This window comes from Amycolatopsis alba DSM 44262 (assembly GCF_000384215.1).
GTDB classification, from domain to species: domain Bacteria; phylum Actinomycetota; class Actinomycetes; order Mycobacteriales; family Pseudonocardiaceae; genus Amycolatopsis; species Amycolatopsis alba.
Genome location: NZ_KB913032.1, coordinates 2,772,236 through 2,783,349 on the forward strand (window position 1 = coordinate 2,772,236; position 11,114 = coordinate 2,783,349).

Genomic DNA, 11,114 nt, shown 5'->3' on the forward strand with positions numbered 1-11,114 from the left:
CCTGGAGATGGCCTTCACGGCGTTCGGCGAAGGGTTTTGTTGGTGCGTAAGACAAGCAGGCGAACGTTCCTGGCATTGGCGGGGACGACGGTGCTCTCCGCCTGCGGGTCGAACAATGTCCAAACAGGAAGCCCGCCGCCGTCGACGGCGTACTCCGCCGGGGTGACCAGGCCGAAACCGAAACCGGTGGACCTCGCGCAGTGGTATCACCCGTATCCCGAAGCCGGGGTCCAGGAAGCCGTCACGCGCTACGCGGCCGCGTACCAGAAGTCCAAGGTCGCGGTGCAGTGGAATCCCGACGACTACGAGACGAAACTGAACGCCGCGCTGACGGCGGGCCCGGTCCCGGACGTCTTCGAAGGCCAGGTCACCGTCGACCGCGTCCGGCAGGGCCAACTCGCCCCGCTCGACGACGTCGTCGGGCCTGTGCGCGGGGATTTCAACTCCTCGGTGCTCGCGGCGCAGACCGTCGACGGCAAGACCTACGGCATCCCGCAGGCGCTGGACACCCAGGTTCTCTTCTACCGCAAGAGTTTCCTACAGGAGGCCAAGGTACAGCCGCCGCAGACGCTCGACGAACTCGTCGACGCGGCGAAGAAACTCTCCAAGGACGGCGTCAAAGGGCTGTTCGCGGGCAACGACGCGGGCGCGGCGGCGCTGGCCGGGCCGCTGCTGTGGTCGGCGGGGCTCGACTACGTCAAGGACGGCAAATCCGTCGGCTTCGACGATCCGCGCGCCGCCACGGTGTTCGCGAAACTCCATGAGCTCAACGGTTCGCTGCTGTTGGGCGCTTCGACGGACTGGGCGGACCCGATCCCGTTCATCGACGGCCTCGCCGCCATGCAGTGGACCTGGCTGTGGAACCTGCCGAAGATCCAGGACACCATGAAGGACGACTTCGGTGTCCTGGCCTTCCCTCGGCTCGACGCTTCGGGCGCGCCGTCCGTCCCGGTCAGCGGCCTGAGCGCGATGGTGCACTCGAAGAGCCTGAATCCCGACGCCGCCAAGGACTTCGTCAAATGGCTGTGGCTGGAGCGCACCGATTTCCAGCGGGAGTTCGCCACCAGGTTCGGCTTCCACCTGCCCGCGCGGCTGAGCGTGCTCGACAAGGTCGATCAGGCGGCCGACGCCGCGAAGCTGGTCAAGGAGAACGGCCGCGCCGCCGGTCCATTGTGGACACCGACGGCGAACACCGCGCTCGTCGACGCGCTGGGCCGCATCGCCCGCGACGGCGCCGACCCGGCCGCCGAGACGAAGAAAGCCGTCGAGACCGTCAAAGCGGAACTGGGTCGCCTGTCCGCGTGAGCCGCCGCGAGCGGACGTACGCGACGATCAGCACGATCGAGAGGATCACCGCCCCGCCGTCGGTGACCAGCGACGGAAGCACCCCCGGCCAGCCGTGTTCGCCGATCGCGGCCCGGTGCACTTCGAACGGCACGACGAAGACGCCGAACGCCTGGCCGACATTGAAGGCGAGCACCGGCCAGAAGAGCCACCGCCATCGGAACCAGACCAGCAGTCCGAGCGCGTTGCCGACGATGAAGACGTTCCCCACCAGCCTCAACGCGCTGAGATAGCCGGGCGCGCCGTCGGTGTCCGCGCCTTTGAGCCGCATGCTCGCTTCGATCAGGCCCAGATCGATGACGACGTAGTTCTGCAGCGCCGTCCCGATCACGAAGACGATCGAGCACAGCACCGTGACCAGGCGGATCTTCGGTGTCCAGAGCATCACTTCCCCCGTTCTCTATCAGTGATAGAGACAAATCTATCACTGATAGAGTCCTCGAGTGGCACGCAAAGGCTCGCTGGACCTCGCCAAGATCACCGAGGCCGCCGTCGACCTGCTCGACGAAGCCGGTCTCGCCGAGCTGAGCACCCGGCGCCTGGCGGCGAAGCTCGGCGTCAGCTCGCCGACGCTGTACTGGCACGTGAAGGACAAGGCGGAACTCCTGGACCTCGTCGCCGAAGCGATCTGCGCCGACGCCTTCGAGATCGATCGCGCCCTGTCCTGGCGCGAGCAGCTCGCGAGCGGGCTCCGCCAGTTCCGCGCCCTGCTGCTGCGCCACCGGGACGCGGCCGCCCTGCTGCGCGAACGGCCGCCGACCGGGCCGCACCGGCTGGGCCACATCGAAACGACCGTGCGGATCCTGCTGGAAGCGGGCTTCTCCGAAGAAGACACCGCGGGGATCTCAAGGCTGCTCACGGCACACGTGCTCGCGTCGGTGGAGACCCTCCCCGCACGGAAGCCGGACGAAGGGTTTCTCGAACGGCTCGCGGACTATCCCCACGTGAGCAGGCTCGGCCCGGCTTTCGCGACCCAAAGCAGCGAAGACCTGTTCGACCTGGGCGTCGAAGTGATCCTGGACGGCCTGGCAGCCCGGCTCCGCCGGTCTTGAGTGCCGATTCGGCCCGTGATCAGACACGGATTTCGCGTGCTTGGAGACGTAACTCGCGTGTGCGGCCTCTGATCACGTGAGTTACGCCTCCAAGCACGCGAGTTCGGCGTCTGATCACACGTGTCCACCACGCGGTCACGGGAAAGTGCCGGCTCTAGTCGCCGGAAACGCCCCAGATCGCCAGCTCGACGGCGACGTCGTTTTCGTAGAGCAGCGCACAGTTCGCGCTCCAGCGGGGACGGCGTTCGTACGGCAGCTGACCGGCCTTGTCGAGTTCGTCGAAGCCCGCGATGGACGGCTCTTCGGTGCCGAAGGCGGCGAGGAGTTCGGCGTCGGTCAAGGGCCGGATCGTGCCGAAGTCGTCCTCGCCAGTGGCACTGATGAACTCGTGGACGTCGAGCACGGAATGGGTCCCGGACTCCTGGACGCTCGCCACCTCGTACAGCTCGTCGACCGAGTCCGGGCGGCCGAGTTCGTCCTCCTCCCAGAGATAGTCACCCTCCGCGAAGACGCGCGCCTTCATCTCGTCCAGCGCCGCCTCCGGGTCGCCGCCGAACCGGCCGCGGACAGACCAAGCCGAAGCACCCACCGGGGCCACCTCCTCGTTCGCCAAACGGCCAGGGTAACCAGAGCCGCCTTGGTTCCTTCGTATTCGGCCGAACGTGACAAATTTTCGCATTACCCTTTTCTGGTGTTCACCCCCCCGGCTAACGTCGTCCGGCATCGTCCTCCCGCGACACCCATCCGCGACGAGTAGGGGCACCGCCATGTCCGACATCTCCAGGCGCACCTTCGCCACGGCAGGCGCGGCCGGCGTCGGCCTGCTGCTGTGCACGCCGACCGCCAACGCGCTCGACCGGGCACTGGCGCTCACTGCGACCCGCGCGACGCGGACCGCGGGCACCACGCTGGAATCCGCGGCGGCCCCGCTGAAGAGCGGTCCTGGCTACACCCGGCTGACCGCGGGCCCCGGCTGGCCGCTCGTGGTCCGGGGCGACCTCGCCGCCCCGAAGTCCGGCCGTGACGACCGGCGCCGCGCGATGGCCTCGTTCGCGCAGTTCACCGACCTGCACTTCACCGACGCCGAGAGCCCGGCGCGGTTCGAGTACCTGCACCCGTTCGTCGGCTCGGCGCACCGGCCGCACGAGACGCTCGGCCCGGTCGCGACGACGGCGCTGGTGGAGCGGGTGAACAGCCTGAAGGCGGGCCCGTTCACCGGACGGGCGATCGACTTCATGGTCACCACCGGCGACAACACCGACAACCACGAGCTGATCGAGCTCGAATGGTTCCTCAAGGTGCTCAACGGCGGCACGGTGAACCCGACCTCGGGCGACCCGGACGTGCACGAGGGCGTCCAGACGTCCGGGTCCTCGCACTACTGGAACCCCGGCAAGCCGCTGGACGACGCGTACACGAAGAAGGGCTTCCCGCAGCTGCCCGGCCTGCTCGGCGCGGCGTCGAGCACCTTCACCTCGCCCGGTCTCGACGTCCCGTGGTTCTGCACCTTCGGCAACCACGACGACAGCATCGTCGGCACCGTGCCGGACCTGCCCGGCATGGACGCCTGGTACACCGGCCGGTTCAAGGTGATCGGCAAGGACGAGACGACGTCGCGGAAACTCGCCAAGGCGATCGGCTCCGGCTCGGGCGTCCCGGTCACGGAACTGTTCGGCGGTTCGGGCACCATCCGCGAAGTCACCCCGGATGCCCGGCGGCGGCCGTTCAGCACGGCGGAATTCGTCCAGCACCACCTCGACACCGCCAACACCGGCCCCGGCCCGGTCGGCCACGGGTTCAGCGGGAACAACGCCGACGGGCGGAACGTGTACTACACCTTCCGCATCGCGCCGGGCGTCGTCGGCATCAGCCTCGACACCACGACGATGGCCGGGCTGGCCGACGGGTCGATCGGGCTCGGGCAGTTCACCTGGGTGGAGAACACGCTCAAGCGGAACAGTTCGACGTACTACGACTTCTTCGGGCGCAAGGTTACGCAGAACGTGACGGACGAGCTGTTCATCCTGTTCAGCCACCACACCAGCGGCACCATGGGCAACGTGCTCCCGGACGCGCGGCATCCGCTGGAGCTGCGGCTCAACGGTGACACGTTCGTCTCGCTGCTGAACCGGTTCCCGAACGTGCTGGCGTGGGTCAACGGGCACACGCACCACAACAAGATCACCCCGCACCCCGGCAAGACGGCGAAACAGGGCTTCTGGGAGATCAACACCGCGTCGCACATCGACTTCCCGCAGCACGCGCGGATCATCGAGGTCGCCGACAACGCCGACGGCACGCTTTCGCTCTTCACGACCTTGATCGAGGCGGAAGCGCCGTACGAGGCCTCGTACTCGGACACCTCGACGCAAGCGCTTGCGTCGCTGTACCGGGAGTTCTCGTACAACGACATCCACGCTTCGCTCGGCGCCGTCGGGACGGCTCAGGACCAGAACACGGAACTCCTCCTCCCCCACCCCCTCGCCTGATCCGCCCTCAATCACGCGTGTCCCGCGTCTGATCACGCGAGTCGTCCGAAGCCGCACACGGCCGAACGACGCAACTCGCGTGATCAGAGAGCGAACTCGCGTGTTTGCAGGCGGAACACGGCCAGCTGGTCGCGAAAGCGACACAGACTCAGGCCGTCTTGCAGACAACTGTTTACATACCTCGCACGACCGGCGAAAATCCCTTCCCTACTGGGCGGAATCGAGGGATGGAGCCGGGATGCGCACAAGAGGGCTGGTCACGCTGCTGACGATCGCGACGCTGACTGCGGTGACGGCACAGACGGCGGAGGCGGGCCCCGGCCGCGGAGACGACGAGTCGATCGACTACCACGAATGGTCCGGTCACCACGGCTTCCGCGACGGCAGGCTGGAGGGGCTCGACCTCGACCACGGCACACTGCGCATCGACCGCCCGATCGGCACCGTCGAGCACACCGAACCCGCGCTCGGCACCACGAAGACCTACGAATACGGCCAGTGGACGTCCCGGAGCCACCGGCAGGGCTTCGACGCCTCCCAGCTGGTCGCGTCCTGGAACGCGAAGACGCCCGCGAAGACCTGGATCAAGATCGAAGCGAAGGGCCGCACCGCGTCGGGCACCGAGACGGCCTGGTACGTCATGGGCCGTTGGGCCAGCGGGGACGCCGACATCAAACGCACGAGCGTCGACGGCCAGAGCGACGCCAACGCCGCCGTCGACGTCGACACGCTGGTCATGAAGGCGGGTGTCGCACTGCGGTCGTACCAGCTGCGGATCAGCCTGTACCGCGAGGCCGGTTCCCGTGCCACGCCGTCGGTGACGTCGGTGGGTGCCATGACGTCACTGGTCCCCGACCGGTTCGAGGTCGCGCCGACGAAGCCGGGCCGGGCCACCGGGATCGAGCTCAAGGTGCCCGCCTACGCCCAGAACCTCCACAAAGGACAGTTCCCGGAGTACGGGGGCGGCGGCGAGAACTGGTGCAGCCCGACATCCACCGAAATGGTGGCCGAATACTGGGGCAAACGGCCCAAGCCCGAGGACATGGCGTGGATTCCGGAGGGTTACGTCGACCCGACCGTCGCGTACGCCGCCCGCTACACGTTCGACTACGCCTACGACGGAACCGGCAACTGGCCGTTCAACACCGCGTACGCCGCTTCACTCGGACTGCGTGGGCACATCACCCGTTTGCACTCCTTGAACGAACTCGAAAACTACATCGCGCGCGGCATTCCGGTGATCACGTCGCAGTCGTTCAAGGCCGAGGAACTCGACGGCGCGGGATACGGCACCTCCGGTCACATCATGGTCGTCGTCGGCTTCACGAAGGACGGTGACGTGATCGCGAACGACCCGGCGGCCAGCAGCAACGACCGCGTCCGGAACGTCTACAAGCGACACCAGTTCGAAACGATCTGGCAGCGCACCAAGCGGTACAACACCACGGGCGGGGTTTCCGGCGGTCCCGGCGGGGTCGCCTACATCATCACGCCGCGCTGAATCGATACCGCGCACGCAGCGCATCCGGCGACGGCGGCGGATGGGGATTCCGCACCCTGGCGGATCTCGCGGGAGGCGTGGATTTCGTGGCAAGCTTTTGAGTTGACGACTCGGAGGTGGCTATGCCGTACGAGGTCCAGGATGTCGTTTCCCGTGCAAAGGGTGCCGTCCTCTGTAGCGTGGTGACGTGGTGAAACTCTTCACCGACGCCGATTTCCCCGCCGATCCCTATCCAGGGGCCCGGCCGGGCCACTCGTTCGTCCACTTCGACGGCGCCGGGCACAGCCTCGACACCGCGCCGGAGGGCTGGCGCGAACGCCAGGCCGTGCTCGCCTACGGCTCGAACGCGTGCCCGTCGAAGATCACCTGGCTGCGGGAGAACATGGGGCTGACCGGCCCCGTCGTCGTCTGTCACGCGCGCTGCACCGACCTGGCCGCGGTCTGGGCGTCCGGTCTGCGGTTCCGGGACGGACAACGGCCCGCGACGCTCGCCGCGGCCCCCGGCGTCGTCGAGGAGCACGCGGTCTGGTTCGCGACTCCCGACCAGCTCGCCGTGCTCAACGAATGCGAGGGCAACGGCCGTCGCTACCGCCTGGTGCGGCTGACCGCCCCGGCCATCACCCTCGACGACGGCACCGTTCTCGACGACGTGATGGCCTACGTCGGCGCCGCGGACATCCGCCTGCCGATCCTCGTGGACGGCAGGCACATCCGCGTCGCCGATCTCGAGCAGTGCCGGGCCGCGGCGCTGCAAGGGATCCCCGCCGAAACGCACGGCCTCGACTGCACGCTGGTCAAAGAAGCTTCCCTGGATTGAGGATCCCGGACGGGTCGACGGCCTTTTTCGCCGCTCGCAGTACTTCGACGCCGATCTCGCCGATCTCCGCCGACAGGTAGCGCGCGTGGTCGACACCGACGGCGTGATGGTGCGAAATGGTGCCGATCCCGGTGATCGCCTCCGACGCCGCGGCCTTCGCCCGCCGCCACTGGCCGATCGGGTCGGCCTCGTCGCGGGCGGTGAGCACGGTGAAGTACAGCGACGCGCCCGTTTCGTAGGCGTGCGAGACGTGACACATGATGATGGCCCGGCCGAGCGTGGCGGTGAGCGCGGCGCGGACGGCGTCGCGCAGGTCGCTCAGTTCCGTCCAGTACGCGGCGGTTTCCAGGGTTTCGACGCAGACACCGTTGTCCATCAAGGCATCCCGCTGCCGGGGCCCGGAGAACCGGCCGCGGCGCCAGGATTCGCCGAGTGCCGCGCCGATGCGCACGGCGCCGAACGGCTCCAGCACACGGGTGGTCTCCTGACGGCGCCGGGCGACCTCGCGTTTCGACGCGCCTTCCCAGCCGACGATCAGCAGGCAGGGCGCGTGTACTCCGCGCGCCTTGAGATACCGGCGCAGCGCCTTGGTCTTCCAGCTGTCGTTGAGTGCGAGCGAAACCTCGCTCTCGTCCACATCGGACAGTCGGGTCACGTCCGCGAGCACGTGCCGCTGGGCGAGTTCGCGGACCGCCGCGGTGCCGGTTTCCCAGCCGTCGAGGACGTAGCCCTCGTAGCGGCGGACTTCCGGCACCGGGCGGACGCGGAGGGCGACCTCGGTGATCACGCCGAGCGCGCCCTCACTGCCGATGGCGAGGTGACGCAGGTCGGGTCCGGCGGCCGACGCCGGCGCGACGCCGAGCTTCCAGTCGCCGCGCGGGGTCGCGAGCCGGACACCCGAAACCATGTCCTCGAACCGGCCGTAACCCGCCGACGCCTGCCCGGCGGACCTGGTCGCGGCGAATCCGCCGATCGTGGCGCGTTCGTAGGACTGGGGCACGTGCCCGAGGGTGAAACCGTGCGCGGCGAGCAGCCGATCGGCCTCCGGGCCGGTGACCCCCGCCTGCAGGACCGCGATCCGGGACACGGGGTCGACGGAGACCAGCTCGCCGAGCCTGGTGAGGTCGAGCGCGATCACCGCGGTCTTGTCCCCGCGCAGCGCCGCGACCCCGCCGACCACCGACGTCCCGCCGCCGAACGGGACGACGCCGACGTCGTGCCGTGCGCAGATTTCCAGCACCGACTGGACTTCGCCGGGATCTCCCGGCAGGACAACGGCGTCCGGCACCGGAAAATCACCGAACCCCCGGCGCCGCACCAAGTCCAGATAGGACAATCCGCTCGCCCGCGCGAGCCGTTCCCCCGGCGTCACGAGAACGTGCTCCGCGCCGACGAGGTCCGCCAGGTCTCGCTTCGGCTGTTCGCCCAGCACCGGTTCGGGCACGGGAAGCGCCGAATCGGATACGGAAGGCGCCGCGGAGCCCAGCGGACCGATACGCTGGACGAGCCACCGCAGGGCCTTCGCCGGAAGGTGGGCCGCATCACCGGCTTCGGGCGTCCAAGACCGTCTTAACCGGTGGTCAATAAGCTCCGTCACGACTACAGTGTTACATATGGACGCACAACGTCACTCACCTGCGGAAACAGGCGTCTCGGCGCTGGCGGACACCCGATCCCGCCAGGCCTCGACACGCGTGTCCGACGACGTTCTGCTCGACGCCGCGAAGAAGTGCGTGCTCGCCGTCGGCGTGAGGCGGACGACGCTCGCCGAGATAGCGCGGACGGCGAAGGTCAGCCGGATGACCGTCTACCGCCGCTTCCCGGACGTGCGCAGCGTGCTCGCGACCCTGATGACCCGCGAGTTCGGCGGTCTGCTGCAAGGCGCGGCCGAACCGGAGGTCGAACCGGCCCACTTCCGCGAGAAGCTCGTCCAGAGTTCGACGGCCGCCGTCGCCGCGCTGTCGGGCGACCCGCTGTTCCGCACGCTGCTGGATCTCGATCCCGAACTGGTCCTGCCCTACATCGTCGAACGGCTCGGGAAGACCCAGCGCTTCGCCGAGGGCGTGATCCTGCACCTGCTGCAGGCTGGCCACCAGGACGGCTCGATCCGCAAGGGTGATCTGCCCGCGCAGGCGCGCACCCTGTTGCTGCTCATCCAGTCCTTCGTGTTCTCCTACCGCCCCGCCACCGCGGACGTGAACGAAAAAGCCCTGATGACGGAGTTCGCCCACGTGATCGACACGGCGTTGCGGCCGTGACTCCGGGCTCGCTCAACGCACCGCGGCGTGAACGCGAACTCGCGGCGCTGGCAGGCGGCGAGCGGGTCGACCTGGTGGTGGTCGGCGGCGGCGTCACCGGCGCGGGGATCGCGCTGGACGCGGCCGCCCGCGGGCTCTCGGTGGCCCTGATCGAGGCGTACGACCTGGCATACGGAACGTCGCGCTGGTCCAGCAAGCTGGTCCACGGCGGGCTTCGCTACCTCGCCAAGGGGGATCTGGCGCTGGCGCACGAAAGCGCCGTCGAGCGCGGGATTCTGATGACCCGCACCGCCCCGCATCTCACCAGGGCGATCCCGCAGCTGTTCCCCCTGTACCCCGAGACCTCCCGCGGCCAGCAGGCGTTCATCATGACCGGCCTCGTCGCCGGTGACGGGCTCCGCCGCGCGGCGAGGACCCCGGCGTCGGTGCTGCCGCGGCCGAGGTCGATCCCGGCCCCGGAGGCGCTGGCGCTCGCCCCCGGCCTGTCCCCTCAAGGCCTGCGCGGCGCACTGCTGGCGTACGACGGCGCGCTGACCGACGACGCGCGGCTCGTGGTGAGCCTGGCGCGCACGGCGGCGTCACGCGGCGCGAAGATCCTGACCAGGGTCGAGGCCCTCCGGCTCGACGCGGATTCGGTGCTGGCACGGGACAGGCTCACCGGACAGGAGCTTGAGATCCGCGCCGGTCAGGTGATCAACGCGACCGGTGTCTGGGCGGGCGAACTGGCGGAGTCGGTGCGGCTGCGGCCGTCGCGCGGTTCCCATCTCATCCTGGCTTCGGGAGCGGTGCGGATCGGCGCGACATCGGTCAACGTGCCCGTCCCCGGCGAGAACAACCGGTTCGTCTTCCTGCTGCCGCAACCCGATGGTCGCGTGTTCGTCGGCGTCACCGACGAACCGACCGACGGCCCGGTCCCTCGGGTGCCGTCCGTGCCGGAGTCCGATGTGGACTTCCTGCTCGAAGTGGCGTCGAAGGCGTTCACCCGCCCGCTGACCCGCGCCGACGTCGCGGGCTCGTTCGCCGGGCTGCGGCCGCTGGTCGAAGGCGGCGGCGGGCGCAGCGCGGATCTTTCGCGCAAACACGCGGTGGTGACCGGCGCCGACGGCGTGCTCACCGTCGTCGGCGGCAAGCTGACGACGTACCGGAAGATGGCCGAGGACGCTGTCGACGCCGCGTTGAAGCGGTCCGGTCTCCGCGCGGGCCCGTCGACGACGGCCCGGCTCCCCCTGCTCGGCGCGACGCCGCGGAACCGTCTGTCCACTGTGGATGCCCCGCCCCGGCTGGTCGCGAAGTACGGCACCGAAGCGCCACGGGTCGCGGCACTCGGCGAGGTCGATCCGGAACTGGGCCTGCCACTGTTCGGCGGCACCGAGATCAGCGCGGCGGAGGTCGTCTGGGCCGTGCGGCACGAGGGCGCCCTCGATGTCGACGACGTCCTGGAGCGCCGCACCCGGCTCAGCCTGGTCGCCCCCGAGGCAGAGGCCGCCCGCGCCCGCGTCCAGGAACTCGTCGACAAGTCGCTCGCCGGACTCGCCTGACCGCATTTCGTCCTCTGGATGCGGTGGGGCGCGCCCGCCCGATCCGTCGCCGGATGTCGCGAAGGCCTCCTTGCCTACCCTGAAGGTAGCGAAGGAGGCCTTCACTACCCGGTCC

At 69.0% G+C, this 11,114-nt stretch carries 10 protein-coding genes; 7 read left to right on the plus strand and 3 right to left on the minus strand.

All coding sequences use genetic code 11. The features are described 5' to 3' along the window. The first annotated feature begins 42 nt into the window (after positions 1 to 42). Positions 43 to 1,305 (plus strand): ABC transporter substrate-binding protein, encoded by a 1,263-nt coding sequence (locus AMYAL_RS0112955; RefSeq protein WP_026467022.1) that lies wholly within the window; start codon positions 43 to 45, stop codon positions 1,303 to 1,305. Here AMYAL_RS0112955 and AMYAL_RS0112960 read toward each other — a convergent pair. Continuing rightward, entirely contained in the window at positions 1,274 to 1,729 is a 456-nt protein-coding gene (locus tag AMYAL_RS0112960; protein ID WP_020631735.1) for a hypothetical protein, read from the minus strand. The genes AMYAL_RS0112955 and AMYAL_RS0112960 overlap by 32 nt on opposite strands. Before the next feature lie 58 nt (positions 1,730 to 1,787). Between AMYAL_RS0112960 and AMYAL_RS0112965 the strand changes: the two genes are divergently transcribed. Further along, entirely contained in the window at positions 1,788 to 2,396 is a 609-nt protein-coding gene (locus AMYAL_RS0112965; RefSeq protein WP_020631736.1) for a TetR/AcrR family transcriptional regulator C-terminal domain-containing protein, read from the plus strand. A gap of 154 nt (positions 2,397 to 2,550) precedes the next feature. Here the strand turns inward: AMYAL_RS0112965 and AMYAL_RS0112970 are convergent, their stop codons facing one another. After that, positions 2,551 to 3,009: a hypothetical protein gene (locus AMYAL_RS0112970; RefSeq protein WP_020631737.1), complete on the minus strand. Its 459-nt coding sequence runs from the start codon at positions 3,007 to 3,009 to the stop codon at positions 2,551 to 2,553. 154 nt (positions 3,010 to 3,163) lie between these two features. Here AMYAL_RS0112970 and AMYAL_RS0112975 point away from each other — a divergent pair, with 154 nt between their 5' ends. The 3 genes from AMYAL_RS0112975 (at position 3,164) to AMYAL_RS0112985 (ending at position 7,203) form a co-directional block, all read left to right on the plus strand. Beyond that, positions 3,164 to 4,885 (plus strand): TIGR03767 family metallophosphoesterase, encoded by a 1,722-nt coding sequence (locus AMYAL_RS0112975; RefSeq protein WP_020631738.1) that lies wholly within the window; start codon positions 3,164 to 3,166, stop codon positions 4,883 to 4,885. Between the two features lie 238 nt (positions 4,886 to 5,123). After that, positions 5,124 to 6,386 (plus strand): C39 family peptidase, encoded by a 1,263-nt coding sequence (locus AMYAL_RS0112980; protein ID WP_020631739.1) that lies wholly within the window; start codon positions 5,124 to 5,126, stop codon positions 6,384 to 6,386. Between the two features lie 187 nt (positions 6,387 to 6,573). Then, complete coding sequence (locus AMYAL_RS0112985; RefSeq protein WP_020631740.1) at positions 6,574 to 7,203, plus strand: gamma-glutamylcyclotransferase family protein; 630 nt, start codon at positions 6,574 to 6,576, stop codon at positions 7,201 to 7,203. Here the strand turns inward: AMYAL_RS0112985 and AMYAL_RS0112990 are convergent. Next, a complete protein-coding gene (locus AMYAL_RS0112990; protein ID WP_026467024.1) occupies positions 7,181 to 8,800 on the minus strand; it encodes an FAD-binding oxidoreductase in 1,620 nt (539 codons plus the stop codon). The genes AMYAL_RS0112985 and AMYAL_RS0112990 overlap by 23 nt on opposite strands. A 97-nt stretch (positions 8,801 to 8,897) precedes the next feature. Between AMYAL_RS0112990 and AMYAL_RS0112995 the strand changes: the two genes are divergently transcribed. Both AMYAL_RS0112995 and AMYAL_RS0113000 read left to right on the plus strand, forming a co-directional pair. Beyond that, positions 8,898 to 9,461, plus strand: coding sequence for a TetR/AcrR family transcriptional regulator (locus AMYAL_RS0112995; RefSeq protein WP_020631742.1), 564 nt, complete (start codon positions 8,898 to 8,900; stop codon positions 9,459 to 9,461). Then, a complete protein-coding gene (locus tag AMYAL_RS0113000; RefSeq protein WP_020631743.1) occupies positions 9,458 to 10,999 on the plus strand; it encodes a glycerol-3-phosphate dehydrogenase/oxidase in 1,542 nt (513 codons plus the stop codon). Before AMYAL_RS0112995 ends, AMYAL_RS0113000 begins: the two co-directional genes overlap by 4 nt. The last annotated feature ends 115 nt before the right edge of the window (positions 11,000 to 11,114 follow it).

Excerpts from the sequence above, each read along its gene's own strand:
- AMYAL_RS0112960 (WP_020631735.1), bottom strand. The coding sequence starts at position 1,729 with ATGCTCTGGACACCGAAGATCCGCCTGGTCACGGTGCTGTGCTCGATC.
- AMYAL_RS0112975 (WP_020631738.1), top strand. The coding sequence starts at position 3,164 with ATGTCCGACATCTCCAGGCGCACCTTCGCCACGGCAGGCGCGGCCGGC.
- AMYAL_RS0112980 (WP_020631739.1), top strand. The coding sequence starts at position 5,124 with ATGCGCACAAGAGGGCTGGTCACGCTGCTGACGATCGCGACGCTGACT.